The 18,635-nt window shown below is 72.7% G+C and carries 19 protein-coding genes; 13 read left to right on the top strand and 6 right to left on the bottom strand.

Translation table 11 applies throughout. From position 1 onward, the window contains the following. Window positions 1-27: 27 nt before the first annotated feature. Window positions 28-660 carry a hypothetical protein gene (locus LZ198_RS32955; RefSeq protein WP_253976101.1) on the top strand — a complete coding sequence of 211 codons (633 nt, stop codon included), beginning with the start codon at window positions 28-30 and terminating at the stop codon, window positions 658-660. A 15-nt stretch (window positions 661-675) separates the two neighbouring features. Here LZ198_RS32955 and LZ198_RS32960 read toward each other — a convergent pair whose 3' ends face one another. The 4 genes from LZ198_RS32960 to LZ198_RS32975 all read right to left on the bottom strand — a co-directional run bounded on the left by LZ198_RS32960 (window position 676) and on the right by LZ198_RS32975 (window position 4,115). Next, on the bottom strand, window positions 676-1,281 hold the full coding sequence (locus LZ198_RS32960; protein WP_253976102.1) for a hypothetical protein: 606 nt from the start codon (window positions 1,279-1,281) through the stop codon (window positions 676-678). 164 nt (window positions 1,282-1,445) lie between these two features. Continuing rightward, window positions 1,446-2,510 carry an alpha/beta hydrolase gene (locus tag LZ198_RS32965; RefSeq protein ID WP_253976103.1) on the bottom strand — a complete coding sequence of 355 codons (1,065 nt, stop codon included), beginning with the start codon at window positions 2,508-2,510 and terminating at the stop codon, window positions 1,446-1,448. 118 nt (window positions 2,511-2,628) lie between these two features. After that, the gene (locus LZ198_RS32970; RefSeq protein ID WP_253976104.1) at window positions 2,629-3,537 is read right to left on the bottom strand and encodes a TIGR01777 family oxidoreductase; all 909 of its coding nucleotides are present in this window, start codon (window positions 3,535-3,537) and stop codon (window positions 2,629-2,631) included. After that, complete coding sequence (locus LZ198_RS32975; protein ID WP_253976105.1) at window positions 3,534-4,115, bottom strand: peroxiredoxin family protein; 582 nt, start codon at window positions 4,113-4,115, stop codon at window positions 3,534-3,536. The genes LZ198_RS32970 and LZ198_RS32975 overlap by 4 nt, the downstream gene beginning before the upstream one ends. Window positions 4,116-4,231: 116 nt before the next feature. On the opposite strand from LZ198_RS32975, the gene LZ198_RS32980 reads away from it, so the two are divergent. The 12 genes from LZ198_RS32980 to LZ198_RS33035 all read left to right on the top strand — a co-directional run bounded on the left by LZ198_RS32980 (window position 4,232) and on the right by LZ198_RS33035 (window position 16,014). Then, complete coding sequence (locus LZ198_RS32980) at window positions 4,232-5,317, top strand: polyprenyl synthetase family protein (RefSeq protein WP_253976106.1); 1,086 nt, start codon at window positions 4,232-4,234, stop codon at window positions 5,315-5,317. Window position 5,318: 1 nt separating this feature from the next. Then, the gene (locus tag LZ198_RS32985; RefSeq protein ID WP_253976107.1) at window positions 5,319-6,881 is read left to right on the top strand and encodes a phytoene desaturase family protein; all 1,563 of its coding nucleotides are present in this window, start codon (window positions 5,319-5,321) and stop codon (window positions 6,879-6,881) included. Beyond that, window positions 6,878-7,909, top strand: coding sequence for a phytoene/squalene synthase family protein (locus tag LZ198_RS32990; RefSeq protein WP_253976108.1), 1,032 nt, complete (start codon window positions 6,878-6,880; stop codon window positions 7,907-7,909). The genes LZ198_RS32985 and LZ198_RS32990 overlap by 4 nt, the downstream gene beginning before the upstream one ends. Then, window positions 7,902-9,227: a hydroxymethylglutaryl-CoA reductase, degradative gene (locus LZ198_RS32995; RefSeq protein ID WP_253976109.1), complete on the top strand. Its 1,326-nt coding sequence runs from the start codon at window positions 7,902-7,904 to the stop codon at window positions 9,225-9,227. Before LZ198_RS32990 ends, LZ198_RS32995 begins: the two co-directional genes overlap by 8 nt. Before the next feature lie 106 nt (window positions 9,228-9,333). Continuing rightward, on the top strand, window positions 9,334-10,794 hold the full coding sequence (locus LZ198_RS33000; protein WP_253976110.1) for a phytoene desaturase family protein: 1,461 nt from the start codon (window positions 9,334-9,336) through the stop codon (window positions 10,792-10,794). Next, entirely contained in the window at window positions 10,791-11,714 is a 924-nt protein-coding gene (locus tag LZ198_RS33005) for a carotenoid 1,2-hydratase (protein ID WP_253976111.1), read from the top strand. The genes LZ198_RS33000 and LZ198_RS33005 overlap by 4 nt, the downstream gene beginning before the upstream one ends. Continuing rightward, entirely contained in the window at window positions 11,711-12,829 is a 1,119-nt protein-coding gene (locus LZ198_RS33010) for a glycosyltransferase (protein ID WP_253976112.1), read from the top strand. Before LZ198_RS33005 ends, LZ198_RS33010 begins: the two co-directional genes overlap by 4 nt. Then, a complete protein-coding gene (locus LZ198_RS33015; RefSeq protein WP_253976113.1) occupies window positions 12,826-13,206 on the top strand; it encodes a lycopene cyclase domain-containing protein in 381 nt (126 codons plus the stop codon). Before LZ198_RS33010 ends, LZ198_RS33015 begins: the two co-directional genes overlap by 4 nt. Further along, window positions 13,203-13,562, top strand: a complete 360-nt coding sequence (locus LZ198_RS33020) for a lycopene cyclase domain-containing protein (protein WP_253976114.1) — start codon at window positions 13,203-13,205, stop codon at window positions 13,560-13,562. The genes LZ198_RS33015 and LZ198_RS33020 overlap by 4 nt, the downstream gene beginning before the upstream one ends. Next, complete coding sequence (locus LZ198_RS33025) at window positions 13,559-14,236, top strand: lysophospholipid acyltransferase family protein (RefSeq protein ID WP_253976115.1); 678 nt, start codon at window positions 13,559-13,561, stop codon at window positions 14,234-14,236. The genes LZ198_RS33020 and LZ198_RS33025 overlap by 4 nt, the downstream gene beginning before the upstream one ends. Continuing rightward, window positions 14,233-15,099 (top strand): MerR family transcriptional regulator, encoded by an 867-nt coding sequence (locus LZ198_RS33030; protein ID WP_253976116.1) that lies wholly within the window; start codon window positions 14,233-14,235, stop codon window positions 15,097-15,099. The genes LZ198_RS33025 and LZ198_RS33030 overlap by 4 nt, the downstream gene beginning before the upstream one ends. Before the next feature lie 12 nt (window positions 15,100-15,111). After that, window positions 15,112-16,014: a MerR family transcriptional regulator gene (locus LZ198_RS33035; protein ID WP_253976117.1), complete on the top strand. Its 903-nt coding sequence runs from the start codon at window positions 15,112-15,114 to the stop codon at window positions 16,012-16,014. 12 nt (window positions 16,015-16,026) lie between these two features. Here the strand turns inward: LZ198_RS33035 and LZ198_RS33040 are convergent, their stop codons facing one another. Both LZ198_RS33040 and LZ198_RS33045 read right to left on the bottom strand, forming a co-directional pair. Continuing rightward, on the bottom strand, window positions 16,027-17,070 hold the full coding sequence (locus LZ198_RS33040) for a WD40/YVTN/BNR-like repeat-containing protein (RefSeq protein WP_253976118.1): 1,044 nt from the start codon (window positions 17,068-17,070) through the stop codon (window positions 16,027-16,029). A gap of 29 nt (window positions 17,071-17,099) precedes the next feature. Beyond that, window positions 17,100-18,578 (bottom strand): ADYC domain-containing protein, encoded by a 1,479-nt coding sequence (locus tag LZ198_RS33045; protein ID WP_253976119.1) that lies wholly within the window; start codon window positions 18,576-18,578, stop codon window positions 17,100-17,102. Window positions 18,579-18,635: the final 57 nt, after the last annotated feature.

Raw genomic sequence — 18,635 nt, forward strand, 5'->3', positions numbered from 1 at the left:
ACTCTAGTCCGCTGCTACACTGCGGACATGCCCGACATGCTGGCCATCATCAGCAAGGCCCTCTTCGAGAAGGAGGCCGCGGGACTCGTCCCCGGCAAGGTGCTGCCGACCGACCGGTACCGCAGCCAGAGCAAGCACCTGGCCCCGCTGGAGTCCGGCGGGCGGCTGTTCCTCGTCACCGTGCGTCCTCCCGACGAAGCGCTGTGGCTCGTCGCCGTGCTCGACGGCCTGTCCCTGGACGACGAGGGCTGGGGCGGGCGCAAGAACCAGGTCCCCATCACCGACGTCACCGCCCTCATCCCCCAACTTCGCTTCGAGTCGGGCAAGGGCATCCAGGCGGCCAAGGGCGCGCTGGGCATGTCGCTCCAGACGCCGCGCACCCTCACGGCCGCGGACGCCACGCTGCTCCTGGGCACCACCGCCTGGGCGCCTCCCAACATCACCGCGCACCAGGCGCAGTCCCCGCTCCCCTGCCTGTGCAAGCAGTGCCTCTCGAAGAGCGCGGAGCACGCGGAGGCCCGGGGCGTGCGCTTCACCCGCGCGCACGTGGAGAGCGGCGGCAAGCGGCTCCACTACTGGCTGCCGGAGTCGCTGACGAAGGACGCGAGGGAGATCGCCAAGGCCGTGCAGACGGCCATGCAGGGACGGCGGAGCGCGTGAGCCGCGCCGGGGGGGCTACGCCTTGTCCGGCGTGGCCAGCTCCGAGCCGATCTGCTGCCACTCCTGGGCATAGGCGCCGCGCGTGAAGGCCCGCAGGTCCTCGCTCGTCACGGCGCCTCGGGCCAGGGCGGTGTCGAGCGCGCGCACGACCGCGGTGCGGTGCGGCTGCTCGACGTAGGGGTTGCCGTCGCGGAAGACCTCGCCGAAGAGCGACTCCAGCCGGCCGTCCTGCTTCAGGCGCTCGATGATGCGCGCCTGCGAGACGGGCTCGTCCGCGTGCGCGTGGAGCATCGCCGAGGCGAGGCCGCCCTGCGCGTCGGCGTCCTGGAACTCGGAGAGCAGCTCCAGCTCCGCGTCCGCGCCCGCGATGGCCGAGGCGTCCGCGGCGGAGGGCGTGGGCACGGCGGCCACGGCGGGCAGGCCGCGCGGGGTGGGCCGGCGCCCGGTCTCGAAGTCGCTGCGCCCCTGGAACGGCTGCACCGCGCGGTGGACCGGCCGGTCCTTCGCCGCCGGCGCGGTGCCCTTCGACGCGGAGGCGGAGTCCGGCCGCTCCGTGCTGGAGCGCTCCGCGACGGAGCCCTTCGGCGAGGACGAACGGTTTCCACCATCAATGCGCGACATGAGCGCTCCAGGAAATCCAGGACGGAGCGAGGACAGGGCTCCGGCAATTCCCAAGGGGGTTATCGGACGCACACGCCGCCAGTTGCGTCCACGACAAAGGTGGGGCGCCCGCCTCCCGCGCGCACGCCTGATGCCCACTAGAAGACACTCCAGAAGCGTAAGGACTATCGGCGTTTGGACGGAGGGGTGGGGGGGAACGTGCGCTCCAGCCCCCTCACCAGGTCGTCCCGCCACGCCGGATAGTTGTGTCCGCCGCTGTACTCCCGGTACTCGACCCGGTGCCCGGCCGCCGTGAGCACGGGGACCAGCCGCTGGTTGCCCTCCAGCAGGCTCTCGAAGCGGCCGCAATCCATCCACACCTCCAGCGGTCGCCGGGGCACCTGCCGCGCCAGGTCGAACACCACGAACTCGTGGTTCTCCACCACGAAGGCCCCGGACTGCGACAGCACCCGCCCGAAGACCTCCGGCGCGCGCAGGCCGGTGAACAGCGCCATCAATCCCCCCAGCGACGCCCCCAGCACCCCGTGCGCTCCCGGGACGTGTCGTTCGTCCACCAACGAGAGCTGCGCGTGGGCGAGCGGCAGCACCTTCCAGAGGAGGAGGGCGACGGTGTACTCGCTGCAGGCGTACTCGACGCCGCGCGTCTTGCCGCCGTTGGAGACCAGGGCGAGGGCCACCGGGGCCATGCGGCCATCCGCGACGAGGGTGTCCACCAGCTCCGGCAGCCGCACGCGGCGCAGGTAGTCGTCGCCGTCGAACACCACGAGCAGGGGCACGGGTCCGCGGACGGAAGGCGCGTACAGGTGCACGGTGCGCTGGCCGTCCAGGCCCACGTCGGCCATGTCCACGCGGTGGCGGGTGACGCGGCCCCGGGGGATGCCGCGCGGGCGGCGGGCCGGCAGGGAGGGGCCGCCCTCGGGCATGTAGAAGGTGTGGTTCACGTCGCCGAAGCCGTTGTCGGAGACGTGGCGGTTGAACGGGTCCGGCAGCCGGCGGCCCCGCGCGTCGAAGAGGGCGTATTCGACGTAGGCGTCGCGGGGCAGCGACACCGCCGCGCTCCACACGCCGGCGGCCACGCGGCGGAAGGGCAGGGGCTTGCCCTTCCAGTCCTGGAAGTCACCCTGCAGGAAGACGGGGCCCTTGCCGCGCCACACGAAGGTGGCCGTCTCTCCGTCGACGAAGGGGGTTCCCTCGGCGCGCGCCCGCGCCAGCAGTGTCTTGGCATCCATCTCGCGTTCGCGGCCTCGTGGAGGAAGGGGGCTTCCTTCTATCGCGAGACGGCCACGCGGGGGCGGGCTTCCGCTCTACGGCGGGGGACGATTGTCCACACCCGGGAGCGGGGTGTGCCTAGGGCGAGAGCAGGTCCTTCAGCGCGGGCTCCAGCTCCGGGTGCAGGAAGGGGAAGCCCGCGTCGAGCGCGCGGCGGGGCAGCACGCGCTGTCCATCCAGGACGACCTGGGCCATCTCGCCCATGGCGGCCTTGAGCACGAAGGCGGGGACGTGGACCACGGAGGGCCGGCCCAGCGCGTGGCCCAGGGCGTGCGCGAAGGCCGCGTTCGTCACCGGCTGGGGCGCGGTGGCGTTCACCGGCCCTTCCAACTGGGGATGCTCCAGGACGAACAGCAGCAGCGCCACCGCGTCCGCGCGGTGGATCCAACTGATGTACTGCCTGCCGCTGCCCATGGGGCCCCCGGCGCCCACGCGGAAGGGCGTCAGCATGCGGTGCATCGCGCCGCCCTCCGGGTGCAGCACCACGCCCATGCGCGCCATGGACACGCGGATGCGCGCCTCGCGCGCGCCCAGCGCCTGGGCCTCCCACGCGCGGCACACCCGGGCGAGGAAGTCGTCCCCCGGTGCGCTCTCCTCCGTCAGGGGCTCCGCGCCCCGGGTGCCCCCGTAGTAGCCCACCGCCGACGCCGCGATGAGGCGCCGCACCGTCCCCGCGCCCTTCATCGCCTCCACCAGCACCTGCGTCCCCACCACGCGGCTGTCGTGGATGCGCTGCTTGGCGTCCCGCGTCCAGCGCTGCCCCACCGGCTCGCCCGCCAGGTGCACCACGGCCTCCGCCTCCGCCAGCGCGTCCGGGGCCAGGGCCGTCTGTCCGTCGAAGTACGAACCCGACACCCCCGCCGGCAGCCGCCCCAGCGCCTGGGGGACGTCCCGCGACAGCACGTGCACCGCGTGCCCCCGACTCAACAAACCTTGTACAAGGTCCCGGCCGAGGAACCCCGTGGCCCCGGTGACGGCCACCTTCATCGCGCGCCCTCCTGGGGCGCTCCCGGTGCGGGCTCGACGGGTGTCCGCAAGTCCACACCCACCAGCTGGCTGAGCGCGGCGAAGAAGGCGGTCTGCTCCTCCGGCTTCATCCGCCCGGAGTGCCGGTAGACGACCGCCCCGCCCGCGTCGAGCAGCAGCACGTTCGACGTCTTCGTGGGCAGCTCCCAGGGGGGCTCGCCCAGCGTCCCCTTCAGGTCCACGAGGATGGGCACGCCCACCTTCTTCTCCTCGTCCCGGACGTAGGAGAGGGCGATCTGCCGTGCGGGGAAGAAGTCGAACTTCTGCAGGTTCGCCACCGCCACGACGAAGGCGGAGCCCAGGAGGTTGCGCTCCTTGCCCCGGGCGAACAGGTCCTCCTTCAGCCCCGCGTTCAACGTCGTCGAGTCCTTGTCCTCGTAGAACAGGATGACGGGCTTGCCCCGCCAGCGAGACAATCGCACCTCGTCCCCGGTGGAGGTGCGCAGCGTCGCGTCCATCGGCCCCTGGTGGGGCGCCGAGGCGAAGGTGCTCCCGGCGACCAGGGAGAGGGACAGCGCCTGTTTGATCCACGTCCTCATCGCGTCCTCCTCAAAAGACCAGCTCCCGACAAACCTTGTACATAGCCTTGACAAGCCCTGGACGCAAACGCTAGCTCTAGGGGAGTGAAGGCTTGCTGATGGTGGAGGATTCGCGCATGGCGCTCCCGCTTCCCGCAGTGCCGCCCCTGTCGGGTGCGCTTCCGTTGGAGCAGGCCTGGCTGAAGCTGGTCCAGACGGAGGTGGAGTCCTCGTTGCAGGAGCTGTTCGAGCTGCCGGACGAGGCGGGCCTCGACCCGCATTGGGCGCGGGCGGTGGAGCAGGCGCGCGCGTACGCGCTGCGGCCGGCGAAGCGGGTGCGGCCCGCGCTGGTCATGGCGGGGCACTGCCTGGCCCGGGGCACGCCGGTGGTGCCGTCGGAGCTGTGGCGGTTCGCGGCGGGGCTGGAGCTGCTGCACACCTTCCTGCTCATCCACGACGACGTGGCGGACCAGGCGGGCCTGCGGCGGGGGGGCGCGTCGCTGCACCGTCTGCTGGCCCCGGGACGCACGGGGGAGGACCTGGCGGTGGTGATGGGCGACCACCTCTTCGCCCGCGCGCTGGAGGCGATGTTGGAGTCGGGCCTGCCGGGGGTGGCGCGGGTGGTGCGCTACTACCTGGCCATCTGCCGCCACACCGCGGCCGGGCAATACCTCGACCTGTCGCTGGGGCAGGCGCCGCTGGCGGAGGTGTCGTTGTTCCAGGCGCTGCGCGTGGCCTCCCTCAAGACGGCGCGCTACGGCTTCTGCGCTCCGCTCGTGTGTGGCGCCATGCTGGGCGGGGGCGGCGACGCGCTCCGGCAGGCGCTGGAGCGCGTGGGCCGCCACGTGGGCATGGCCTACCAGCTGCGCGACGACCTCATCGGCCTGTTCGGCGACGCGGCGGTCGCGGGCAAGGCGGTGGACGGGGACTTCCTGCAGGGCAAGCGCACCTTCCCGGTGCTGGCCGCGTTCGCGCGCGCCTCGTCCCGGGGCCGCGCGGAGCTGGAGGCCCTGTGGGCCCTGCCCACGGCGGAGAAGGACGCGCAGGCGCTGGCCCGGGCCCGCGTGCTGGTGGAGGAGTTCGGCGGGCGCGCCGCGTGTGAGCGCATGGTGGAGCGGGCCTCGCGCACCGCGCGCCGCGCGCTCCAGTCGCTGCCCAATCCCAACGGCGTCCGGGACTTGTTGGATGCCCTCATCGTGCGCCTCGCGCACCGGGCGGCGTGACATGGAGACGACTCGCACACAGGGCCGTCGCGTGGTGGTGGTGGGGGCGGGCGTGGGGGGGCTCGCCGCCGCGGCGCGGCTGGCGCACGCGGGCTTCGACGTCCAGGTCGTGGAGAAGACGGACGGGCCGGGGGGGCGGTGCAACCGGCTCCAGCTTTCGGGCTTCACGTGGGACATCGGTCCCACCATCGTGTTGATGCCGGAGGTGTTCGAGGAGACCTTCCGCGCGCTCGGTCGCCGAATCGAGGACTACCTGACGCTGTCGCGGTGCGAGCCGAACTACCGTGTGCACTTCCGGGACGGCTCCGACGTCACCTTCACCTCCGAGCTGTGCGCCATGGGACGCGAGCTGGAGCGGGTGGAGCCGGGCAGCTACGCGCGCTACCTCGCCTTCCTCGCCCAGGGCCGCGTCCAGTACCGGACCAGCCTGGACCACCTGGTGGGCCGCAACTACGCGGGCCTCTCCGACTACCTGTCGCCGCGCGTGCTGGCGCGAATCCTCCAGGTCCGCGCCCACCGGCGGATGTACGCGGACGTCAGCCGCTTCTTCCAGGACGACCGGCTGCGCGCGGCGATGACGTTCCAGACGATGTACCTGGGGGTCTCCCCGTTCGAGTCCCCCGCGGTGTACGGCCTGTTGCCCTTCACCGAGCTGGGCGTGGGCATCTGGTTCCCCCAGGGGGGCCTGTACGCCATCCCCCTGGCGCTGGAGCGGCTGGCGCGCGAGGAGGGCGTGCGCCTGCGCTACGGCGCGCCGGTGGAGCGCATCCTCACGGACGGTGGCCGGACCACGGGCGTGCGGCTGGAGGGGGGCGAGGTCCTGGAGGCGGACGCGGTGCTGTGCAACGCGGACCTGCCGTACGCGTACGAGAAGCTGCTGGACCCGGCGGCCACCACGCTCAAGCGCAAGGCGTCGCTGCGCTACACGTCCAGCGGCTACATGCTCTACCTGGGGATGCGCCGTCGCTATCCCCAGTTGAACCACCACACCGTGGTGTTCGGCCGCGACTACCGGGGCTCGTTCGAGGACATCTTCCAGCGCTTCCGCGTGCCGGAGGACCCGAGCTTCTACATCAACGCGCCCACGCGCACGGACGCCTCGCTGGCGCCGGAAGGCAAGGACGCGCTCTACGTCCTCGTGCCCGTGCCGCACCAGCACCCGGGGTTGGACTGGCGCGAGGAGGGGCCGCGCGTGCGCGCCAAGGTCTTCGCCCGGATGGCGGAGCTGGGCTTCCCGGACCTCGAGTCGGACATCGAGGTGGAGCGCGTGTTCACGCCGGATGACTGGGCGGGCACGTTCAACCTGGCGCGGGGCAGCGCGTTCGGACTGGCGCAGAACTTCCGCCAGATTGGTCCCTTCCGGCCGGCGAACCAGGACGCGCGCGTGCGCAACCTGTTCTTCGTCGGGGCGTCCACGCAGCCGGGCACGGGGCTGCCCACGGTGCTCATCTCCGCGCGGCTGGTGACGGAGCGGCTGCTCGACTGGGCGAAGCAGACGGGCGCGAGGTTGGAGCCGCGAGTGGGGCCGACGGAGTCTGCGTCTTCGATGGAGGTGGCGGCGTGAGCACGTCGGGCGTGGGCACGTCGGAGGAGCGGGCGCTCATCCGGCGCGGGTACTGGCTGGCGGAGCGGGTCACCCGTCATCACGCGAAGAGCTTCTTCTTCGCCTCGTATCTGTTGTTCGGTCAGCGGCGCAGGTCCGCCTTCGCGTTGTATGCGTTCTGCCGGCGGCTCGACGACCTGGTGGACGACACGTCCGAGGCGGCGGGTGCGTTGTCGGAGCGGTTGGCCAAGGCGCGGCGGATGGTGGCGGAGCTGTACGTGCCGATGCCGGAGCTGGCGTCGCGGGAGCTGGGGCCTCCGTCCGGGCGGCTGACGGGCGCGGCGGCGCGCTCGCCGTGGGACGCGGGGGAGTTCGCGGCGCTCGAGCACACCGTGCGCCACTACCGCATCCCCGAGCAGCCCTTCCAGGACCTCATCTCCGGCATGGAGATGGACCTGACGAAGCACCGCTACACGACGTGGGACGAGCTGGACCTGTACTGCTACCGCGTGGCGGGCGTGGTGGGGCTGATGCTGACGCCGGTGCTGGGGTGCTCGGACGAGGCGGCGGTGCAGCCGGCGGCCGACCTGGGGCGGGCGATGCAGCTCACCAACATCCTGCGCGACGTGCGCGAGGACCTGGAGCGCGGGCGGGTGTACCTGCCAGCCGAGGAGCTGGCGGCGTTCGGGTTGTCCGAGGACGACCTGCGGCGTGGGCAGGTGGACGCGCGGTGGCGGGAGTTCATGCGCTTCCAGGTGGAGCGCTCGCGTGCCTACTACGCGAAGGCGGCGGCGGGGGTGCACTACCTCACCGGCTTCGGCAGCCAGCGGATGGTGCGGCTGATGGGCGCCATCTACGGCGACATCCTGCGCGACATCGAGGCGCGGGACTACGACGTGTTCAGCGCGCGGGCCTATGTCCCCACGCGGCGCAAGCTGGCGCTGGCGGGCGCGGCCTTCCTCCGGCCGCGAGCGGTGCTCCCCGCGCCGCCGGGCGAGGTGCGGATGCCCCTGCTTCCGAGCGGCGTGGGGGACCTGCGGCATGGCTGACGAGCGCGTGAAGGCGTTGCAGGTGCGGCGGACCTCCCGCCTGTCGGGCTTCTACCGGCAGACCCCCGAGCGGCGACGCGCGCGGCTGGTGGAGGCGCGGTGGGTGACGCCGGACGAGGTCGACGCGCTGGCGGGGCTGGCGGGCTTCGACGAGGCGTGCGCGGACGCGATGGTGGAGAACGTCATCGGCCTGCACGGGTTGCCGCTGGGGCTGGCGCTCAACTTCCTGGTCGATGGCGTGGAGCGGCTGGTGCCCATGGCGGTGGAGGAGCCCTCCATCATCGCCGCGGCGTCGCTGGCGGCGCGGCTGTGCGCGGAGGGCGGAGGCTTCACCGTGGTGACGGACCCGCCCATCACCACCGCGCAGGTGCAGTTGCTCGACGTGCGCTCCGTGGCGGATGCCCGCGCGACGCTGCTGTCGATGGCGCCCGTGCTGTTGGCGGAGGTCGACGCGCTCATCCCCGCGATGCGCGCGCGCGGCGGTGGGGCTCGCGAGCTGGAGGTCCGGGTGTTGGATGCCACGACGCTCGTGGTGCACCTGCACGTCGACACGCGCGACGCCATGGGGGCCAACTGCGTGAACTCCGTGGCGGAGGGCATGGCGTCACGGTTGGCGGAGCTCACGGGCGCGCGGGCGGGGTTGAAGATCCTCACCAACCTGGCGGACCGCCGGACGGTGCGGGTGAGCGCGCGTGTGCCGGTGGCGGCGCTGGTGACGGAGAACTTCCAGGATGGGGTCGCGGTGCGCGACGGCATCCTGGAGGCGCAGCACTTCGCGGAGCTGGACCCGTACCGGGCCGTCACCCACAACAAGGGCGTGATGAACGGCGTGGACGCGGTGCTCGTGGCCTGTGGCAACGACTGGCGCGCCGTGGAGGCGGGGGCACATGCGTGGGCGGCGCGGTCGGGTGTCTACCGTCCGCTCACCGCGTGGCGCGTGGGGGGGGATGGGGCGCTGGAGGGAGAGCTGTGGATGCCGCTGGCGACGTCGACGGCGGGGGGCGCGGCGCGGACACACCCCGGCGTGCAACGGGCGCTGAAGCTGGCGCGGGTCTCCGGGGCGCTGGACCTGGCGGCGCTCGCGGGCGCCGCGGGGCTGGCCACCAACCTGTCGGCGCTGCGGGCGTTGTCGACGGAGGGCATCCAGCGGGGGCACATGGCGCTGCACGCGCGCCGCGTGGCCGCCGAGGCCGGGGCGAGCGGTGACCTCATCGAAATCGTGGCGGAGCGCCTGTCGCGCGAGCGCGTGTATCGCCCCGAGCGCGCCCGGGAGATTCTCGCCGCGGAGGTGGCGCAGCTCCGGGGAGGGTGCCCATGAGCGCCCCGTGTCTCGCGCGGCCCGTGCTCCGCACCCACTGTGGTGGAGTGCTCCCGCGCCGCGTGGTCGCCGTCGGTGCCCTCCCGCCTGTGCGCGAGGTCCGGTCATGAAGACCCAGCGCGTCGCGGTCATCGGTGGTGGCATCGGCGGGTTGACCGCCGCGGGGCTCCTGGCGAAGGAGGGCCATGCCGTCACCCTCTTCGAGGGCGGGGACTCGCTGGGCGGCAAGGCGCGCGCCGTCACCGTGGATGGCGTGACGCTGGACACCGGGCCCACGTTGCTGACGCTGCCCGACCTGGTGCGCGGGACGTTCGAGCGGCTGGACGCGCTGGACCTGCTGCCCCCGCTCACGGAGCTGGAGCCGCAGTGCACGTATCGCTTCGCGGACGGCTGCGGCTTCACCGCCTACAAGGACCTGGAGCGCACGGCGGACAGCGCCTGCAACGAGGTGAAGCCCAGCGAGGGGCGGGGGGTGCGCAGCTTCTACGCGGAGGCCGCCGCCATCTGGAGCGCCGCCGGTGAGCCGTACCTGGAGGCACCCTTCGAGGGCATGGCCGGGTTCATGACCCGCGTGGCCCGCCGGGGCATCGGCGCCGTGCTGGCCGGGATGAAGCTGTCCAGCCTGCACGCGCTGGCCTCGAAGCACTTCAAGACGGACCACCTGCGCCAGTACGCGGGGCGCTTCGCCACCTACGCGGGCGCTTCTCCCTACGAGGCCAGCGCGGCCTTCGCGCTGATCCCCCACATCGAGCACGCCTATGGCGTCCACCATGCACGGGGCGGCGTGGGCGCGCTGGTGGAGGCGCTCGGGACCGCGGCGCGTCGGCTGGGCGTCGCCGTGCGGCTGCGCACGCATGCGCGCTTCACGCGAGAGGGCGCGGGCTACCGCGTCGGTCCTCCGGACGGCGAGGAGTCGTTCGACAGCGTGGTGGTGAACGCGGACCCCCTGGCGTCACTGCGCCGCGAGGACGAGCCGCTGGCGCTCTCCGGCTTCGTGCTGCTGCTCGAGGTGGAGGGCCGTCCCGCGCTGCCCCACCACACGGTGATGTTCGGCGGAGACTATCGGCGCGAATTCGACGAGCTGTTCACGGGACGGCTCGCGACCGACCCCACGGTGTACTTCTGCAACCCGTCCGCCAGCGACGCGACCATGACGCCTCCGGGGCGCACGGGCTTGTTCGTCATGGTGAACGCGCCGCCGCTGCCCCGGGGCACCGAGCACGCGGAGGCCGCCGCGCGCGCCTGGGAGCTCCAGGCCGAGCGCGTGAAGGCGCAGATGTTCGAGAAGCTCCACCTGCACTTCCCGGAGCTGAAGGGACGCGTGCGGGTGCTGGGGCAGCGCTCGCCGGTGGACCTGGCCGCGCAGGGCGCACCCGGCGGTTCCATCTACGGCTTCCTGCCGCACGGCAAGCTGGGGCCCTTCCGCAGGCCCCGTATCCGAGGTGGCACCCCGGGCTTGTTCTTCACGGGCGGCGGCACGCACCCCGGGGGCGGCGTGCCCCTGGTGATGCTGTCCGGTCGCTTCGCCGCGGAGCTGGCCTCCGCGCATCTCCGGAGAGGGCAATGATGCGGTTGGGAGACATCCCCGCGCTGCCGGACGAGGCCGGCGCCTACCGCTGGTTCTATGCCGACGTCACGGCCGGCCCGTTCAGCGCCGTGTGCATCTTCATGCTCGGCTCGCTCTTCTCCCCGCGCTACTCGGTGGCGGCCCGACGCGGAGGGCTCCCCCTGGAGCACAGCGCGGTGAACTTCGCGCTGTACCACGAGGGCGTTCGCCGGCTGTGGGTGCTCAGCGAGTACCCACGCGCGGAGCTGGAGTCGCCCGGGCGGCTGCGCATCGGTCGCTCGACGTTGACGTATGGCGAGTCGGGCACGGTGTGCATGGAGGTGGAGGACTGGACCGCGCCCTGGGGGCGCCCCGTCAGCGCGCGCCTGACGCTGGAGCCCCTCACCCCCATGGGTGAGGTCGTCCGACTCATGCCCGGACTGCCGCATTACTGGCAGGCCCTCGCCCCGCGCTCGCGGGCACGGCTCGAGGTCCCCTCGCTCGGCGTCACGGCCGACGGGCTCGGCTACCACGACACCAACCATGGCGATGAGCTGCTCGGGGAGCGGCTCGCGGGTTGGCACTGGTCGCGCACGCATCGCCAGGACGCGACGGTGGTCGACTACCACCTGCCGGATGGCGTGGGCCCGCTGCGGGTGACGGCGCGCGCCAACGGCGTTCGCTGCGAGCGCGGCGCCGAGGTGGAGACGCGGCCCACCAACTTCACCGGCTGGGGCCTGCGCGTGCCCACCCGGCTGCATGCGGGCAACACCGTGGTGGGGCAGGCCCGGCTCCTGGAGTCGTCGCCCTTCTACGCGCGGCTCGAGGCCCGACATGGCGCGCTCGACGCGATGGGCGAGGTGGCCGACTTCCGCCGCTTCCACTCGCCGCTCATCCGCTGGATGGCGCACTTCCGCACGCGCGTGGAGAGGGCCGCATGAGCGCGCTCGTCCTCCTCGGCCTCGGCTGGGCGGTGCTGGCCACGGGCTTCAGCGCGGTGGCGCTCGCGCGGCTCCTGCGGGCACGCCGCTCCACGACGCGCGCCGTGTCCCCACCTCCCGTCCTCCTCCTGCGCCCCGTGGACGCACCCACGCCTCGCGAGCTCGAGAACCTGTCCCTGCCCGTGACGTACGCGGGCGTGCTGGAGCAGGTGGTCGTGTCGCCGTTCCGGCCGCGCCTGCCTCCCGACGTGCGCTGGCTCCCGAGCGACCCCCCGACGCCGAACCGCAAGGTGGGCCACCTGCTCTACGCGCTGGGGACCCTGCCCACCGGAGGACGCGTCGTGCTCGCGGTGGACGCGGACGTGGCGGTGACGGGAGAACTGGTGGAGGCCCTCGCGACCCCGGTGGTGAACGGCGCCTCGCTGTGCACCGCGCCGCCGCTGCCCGTGGACGCGAGGGACCTGGCCGGTCGCGCCATGGCCGGCCTGCTGCGCTACACCCACCACAGCTTCCGGGCGCTCCACGCGATGAGCGCGGGCGCGAAGGCGGTCTGCGGCAAGGCCCTGGCGCTGTCCCCGGCGGCCCGGACGGAGCTGGCCGCGCTGGGGGACCACATCGGCGAGGACCTGGAGCTGTCCAAGCGCCTGCACGCGCGCGGCCTGGACGTCGCGCTGAGCGAGGTGCCCGCCGTGGTGCCCATGGGCGTGGTGGACTCGTGGAACATTCCATTGTCACGCTTCACGCGCTGGATGCGGGTGCTGGCCAGCCACCGGCCGGCGCTCTACCCGACGGTGCCGTTGCTGTTCACCCCCACGGTGCCGCTCGTCGTGCTGGCGGTGGTCGTGGGCTCGCCGGTGCTGTCGCTCGCGGTGGCGGTGCTCGCGGGGGTGCGCACGCTGCTGGCGCTCCGGCTGGCGGCCCTCGATGGCCTCGTGGGGGAGCGGCGGTGGTCCGCGCTGACTGGGTGGTTGGCGGGCGAGGCGCTGTTGCTGGCGGCCTTCGTGGGGTCGCTCGGAAAATCAGGGACGGTGACGTGGCGAGGGTATACGTACGCGCTGCGTCCAGGCGGCCGCATGGTGCGGGTGTGGCCGGAGCTGACGGGAGGACCGGGATGACCTACGCGCGTTTCCTCGGGCTGTTCGTGCTCGTGCCCATCGTCGTCCAGCTCTGGTGCTACCGGAGGACCTTCTCCGTGCGGACCCTGGCGCCCATGGGCCTGCTGCTGTGCGTCGTGTACGCGGCCACCTCTCCGTGGGACAACCTGGCGGTGAAGTGGGGGCTGTGGGGCTTCGACCCGGAGCGCATCTGGGGCATCAAGCTGGGCTGGCTGCCGCTGGAGGAGTACCTCTTCTTCGGACTCCAGACGCTGCTGGTGGGCCTGTGGGCCCGTGCCCGGTTGGCGCGCGTGACGGGGAAGGCTCCGGAGCCGAAGGTCGATGTCCCAGGAACGGCCCGGGACGCGGGACTCACCCCCGGGGAGGTGTCGCCATGATGGAGTCTCGCTGGGCCTATCTCATCCACCTGCTCGCGTGGACGCTGCCCCTCATCGCCTTCCAGCTCGCGGTCCTGGTGCATCACTACAAGGACCGCGCGGGCGCGGTGCTCAAGGCGGTGCTGCCGCCCGCGTTCGTGGTGGGCGTGTACCTGGCGGTGGCGGACCACCTGGCCATCTCCACCGGCATCTGGAACTTCGGCGAGGGCAAGCACCTGGGCATCTACCTGGGCCTGGTGCCGCTGGAGGAGGTGCTCTTCTTCCTCATCACCAGCGTGCTGGTGTCGCTGGGACTCGCGCTCTTCACGGGCCTCGTCGAGCTCATCCACCAGAAGAAGGCGGCCAGGGCGTCGTGATTCCCGACGCCAAGGGAGGCCCCTTCGGGTGGGCGCTGGACGCGTACATCGGGTGGAAGTTCCGCTCGGCGTTCCGGGGGCTCTGGGTGCGGGGCGCGCTGCCGGAGGCGGGCCCCGGGCGGCTGGTGTATCTGAATCACACCAACTGGTGGGACGGCTTCATGCTGCACCAGCTCTCCCGCGTGGCGGGCTGGGATGGGTACTGCTTGATGGACGAGGAGAACCTGCGGCGCTACCGGTTCCTGGCGCGCATCGGCGCGTTCAGCATCCGGCGCAAGGACGCCGTGTCGTCGGTGGAGTCGCTGCGCCACGCGAAGCAACTGCTGCGACGTCCTCGCGCGGCGCTGTATGTCTTTCCCGAAGGCGAGCACCGTCCCTTCGGCGAGCTGCCCCTGCGGTTGGAGCGCGGGGTGGAGCTGCTGGCGCGGGTGGGGCGGGTGGAGTGTGTCCCCATCGGCGTGCGCTACGCCTTCTTCGAGCACGAGCGGCCGGACGTCTTGCTGGAGGTGGGCACGCCGCACCCACCGGGGCCGATGGAGGTCTTCCAGGCCGGGCTGGAGTCGGTGGTGCGGCGGTTGATGGCGGTGACGACGCTGGACGGCTTCTCGCGGCGGGTGGAGGGCGCGCGGGGCGTGGCGGAGCGCTGGGACGCGGCCCGGGGGCTGTCGTCATGATGCTGCGCATCCGCACCATCGCCCGGCTGACGGGCATCCGCGAGGCGACGCTGCGCGCGTGGGAGCGGCGCTACGGCTTCCCGCGCCCCCTGCGCACCGAGGGCAACAACTACCGCGTCTACACGCGCGAGGAGGTGGAGGCGATCCGCCGCGTGGCCCGCCACATCCAGATGGATGGGCTGTCGGTGAGCGAGGCCATCGCCCAGGTGATGGCCACCCCCCTGCAGCCCCCTCCGAGGGGTGAGCGCCTCAACGAGCGCTTCTGGTCCGCCGTCGTGGCGCTGGACGGGGACGAGGTGACGCGTGTGCTCGACGAGGCGCAGGCGACGCTGGACCCGGAGGCGCTCTGCGATGGCTTCCTGATGCCGCTGCTGCGCGAGATGGGCGTGCGGCTGGACATCGCCCGCGAGCACCTGGCGTCCGCCTACGTCCGCCACCGGCTGCGGCAGGTGCTGGCGGGGCTGGACAGCATGGCGAACGGGCCGCGCGCGCTGCTCGCGTGCCCCACCGGAGACCACCACGAGGGGGGATTGCTGGCGTTGGGCATCCACCTCAAGCGCCGGGGCTGGCGGGTGACGCTGCTGGGCGCGGACACGCCCGCCGACGCGCTGCGCAGCGCGTGCGAGCAGTTGCAACCGGATGTCGTGGCCCTGTCCTTCGTGCAGAGCCGCGAGCCGGACGTGTTCCAGGCGCTGCTGGCCGACGCGCTGAGGGCCTGCGGACCCTGCCCCATCGTGGTAGGAGGGCCCGGGGCCCGTGAGCACCTCAAGGCCATCTTCACCCTGGGGGCGCAGTACGCCGAGTCCGCCCAGGAGCTGGTCGCTCTCTGGACCCAGGCGCGCAGCGCGCAGAACCGTCCCTGAACCGCTTCCTCCATGGCCGAACGCACCTACCGAATCCATGTCGCCGCGGAGCTCTCGGGAGTCCGAGTGGAGCTCATCCGCGCCTGGGAGCGGCGTTACGGGGTGCTCCAGCCGCTGCGTACGCCCGCCGGCTACCGCGTCTACACGGAGCGGGACGTGGCCCTGCTCAAGCGGTTGAAGAAGCTGACGGACGAGGGGGTGGCCATCAGCGAGGCGGCGAAGATGCTGCCGCAGCTCCTCCTGGAGTTGGAGGCGACCCCCATGGTGACGGAGCCCGGGCCCGGTAGCGGGGCCGCGCTGGACTTCTGGCGCGACGCCGCGCTGCTGGCGGCCGAATCCTACGACCAGGCAGGCGTGTCCACGGTCATGGACGAGGTGCTCTCCTCGCTGCCGCCGCTGAAGGCCTTCGACGGCGTGCTGGCGCCGCTCCAACGCGAGGTGGGGGAGCGCTGGCACGCGGGGCGGCTCTCGGTGGTGCAGGAGCACCTGGTGACGCAGGTGGTGCGCGCGCGGCTGGTGAGCTTGCTGCACGCGGCGCCCATGGGCGGGCGCCGCCACGCGGTGCTGGCGTGCTTCCCGGACGAGGAGCACGAGCTGGGGTTGCTGGGCGCGGCGCTGCGCTTGCGGCACGCGGGCATGAAGGTGACGCTGCTGGGCCAGCGCGTGCCCGCGGCCGACCTGGGGCGCGCGGTGGCGGAGCTGAAGCCAGACCTGGTGGGGCTGTCGGCGGTGACGGACTCGGGGGGCCCCGCCTTCCGGACCATGCTGGCGCAGGTGCTGCGCTCGCTGCCGCAGACCATTCCAATCTGGGTGGGGGGCGCCGCCGCGGAGGCCCACGCGGACATCGTGCAGCGGCTGGGCGCGCGGCTCGCCACCGACGAGGATGACTGGGCGCGGTTGGCGGAGGAGGAGTAGTCACGCCCGACGCTACGGCTTCGGGGGAGGGCGCACGCGCCGGAGCGCGGCGATGCGGCCCGTCTCCCCCACGGCCCACACCCGGTTGCCTGTGCGCGACGCGGCGACGGCGTGGAAGCCCTCGGCGCCCAGCGAGCTCCAGGACCGTCCGCCATCCGTGGACAGCTCCGCGCCGGAGGGGCCCACGGTGACGAGCGTGGGGCCGGGGGCGCCGGGGATGCGCGTGACACACGAGCGGTAGCCCGCGGGCCGCGCGCCCGTGGGCACGGTCCAGGTCCTGCCGCCGTCGCGGGTGAGCGCGATGTTCCCGGTGGGGTCCTCCGGCTTCTGGTGGTTGCCGCCCACGGCGATGCCTTGCTGGTCGCTCCAGAAGAGCAGGGAGAAGACCCCCGCGCCCTCGCCCTTCGCCAGGGGCGTCGTCGATGCCGTCCAACGCTGCCCCCCGTCGCTGGAGGCGAGCACGCGCGCCGCCGCGCCCCCCATTCCGAACCAGACGCGGCGTGGGCCGAGCACGGCGATGCTGGTGCCGCTGGCGGCGAAGCCCGCCTCGCCCGGGAGCGCGGGAGGGAAGGCCTCCTTCGAGACGGGCGTCCAGTGCGCGCCCCCGTCCGACGTCCTCACCGCGACGAAGTGTCCGTCCACCGGGTCGCTGAAGGCGATGCCGTGCTGTTCGTCCCAGAAGGCCATGCCGTCGAAGAACGCGCCCGGCAGGGCGTTGGTGAACTGCAGCGACCACGTCGCGCCGCCGTCCACCGTCTTGTAGATGCGGGACTTGTCACCCGCGCCAATCGACAGCAGGTAGGCGGTGGTGGCGCTGAAGGCGTCCACGTCCCGGAAGTCGAGGGCCTCGGCGCCCGGGACGGTGCCCGCCTTCCACGTGAGCCCGCCGTCCGTCGTGCGGACGAAGGTGCCCCGGTCCCCGCTCGCCCAGGCCACCTGGGCATCCACGGCGCTGACGCCCCGCAGGCGCACGGACGTCCCGCTCTGCTGCGGCGCCCACTGCATGTCCGCGCTCCCCAGGGTCAGCAGCGTCGCCAGCCACATCGCTCCCGTCATGCCGCGTCCTCCTCGGACGGGAGGCTAGCTCACGGGTGGAGCGACTGGGCCTGTTCGTTGGACTCGGAGTTGTTGAAGAGGATGCTGCCGTAGAACCGCTCCGCCTCCTCGGCGCTGTCGCAGATTTGGGAGCACTTGTCCGGGCCGTAGACGTTGTCGGGGTCGCGGCAGTCGTTGATGACGTGTCCGCTCGAATCCTCGACGGGGGCATTGAGGTCGACGCAGCCGGCGGTCAGGTGCTTCCAGCGCCAGTGGCTCAGGCATGAGGGGCCCCAGACGTTCCAGCCCGCCTCGAAGGGCATGGCCGCGCTGGTGCTGCCCTCGGTCGGGGCGGGGATGAGGTTGGGCGTCAGGTCATCCCACGGGCGGATGCGCGTGCCGTCCTGCGTGAAGGAGGTGCCGTTGCCGCAGTAGTCGGCGCGCGCCATGCGGGTACAGGCCCAGTGGGCCCGCGTCACCGGGCCGGCGGCGCTCCCGTCCAGCCAGGGCTTGTAGCCCCACCGGTAGCACTTGGCGATGACGCCGGGGTCGCAGGCCAGGGTGAAGTGGGTGGTGCTCTCCGCGCGCGCGCCCGTAGCCGAGTACAGCCCGCGCACCGGCACCGCCCAGGCCCACCCGGTGGCGGGGTCCGCGCCCTGTGTGCAGAGGTCGACGGTGGGCACGTCGCCGGACAGGTACTTCAGCCGGTAGAGGAAGGTGTCGCCGCTGGCGTCCCAGGTGCCGGGAGACTCCGCGATGGTGACGTTGCGCGCGTTGTTGAGGCCCACCACCTCGACGGTCGTGATGTGGGTCGCCGCGGGGATGCCCAACCGCGCGCCGAGCAACTGCGTGCCGCGCAGCTCCTTGTCCGTCGCCGGGAAGGTGCCCGTCGTGGGCTTGAGGGTGAGGAGCCAGACGCGGCCGGGTGTCACCGGGCTGGTGGTCCGGGGGCCGGCGAGCACGGTGTAGACGCCGCTGCGGGGACAGGTGAATGTGGCCACGGGACAGGACGCGTTGCAGGCGCTCTCGCCCGTGGTGAGGTAGCCCACGCCCAGGTACTCGCACGGCTTCTCCCCCGAGCACACACGCATGACGGGGTTGCCCACGCAGCTCCCTCCCATGCCCGCGCAGGCGCCGCCGTGGAGGGTGACCTCCGTCCCGGAGGTGCACACTCCCTGTCCCTCGACCTTGAAGCCACAGCCGCGTGTCGCGCCCGTCTGCGCGGTGGGGCAGGCCTCGAGGCTGGGCGTGGTGCCCGACACCTGCAGGGCCGTCTTCGCCAAGAGCTCTCCCTTGTCGAGCCGGAGCGTCGCCGCGCGCCGCTCCCCCTGGAACACCACGCTCGCGCCGCCGTAGCTGAAGGCGGTCTGCGGCGTGCCGTGCAACTGCGTGCCCTGGGAGTGGGAGTCGTCGTTGCCGGCGGCGAAGACGCGCGACTCGAGCGGGAGGTCGTCGGCGTCGGGAGGCGCGCAGGCGGCGAACAGGCCGATGAACAGCGCGGCGGACAGGGGGCGAAGGGGATGGCTCATGCGAAGGACCTCGTTCTCGGACGTCCGGGATGACGGGGGCCGAGAGCATCCGTCGTG

Origin of the sequence: Myxococcus dinghuensis (assembly GCF_024198235.1) — a bacterium.
In the GTDB taxonomy this organism is placed as follows: domain Bacteria; phylum Myxococcota; class Myxococcia; order Myxococcales; family Myxococcaceae; genus Myxococcus; species Myxococcus dinghuensis.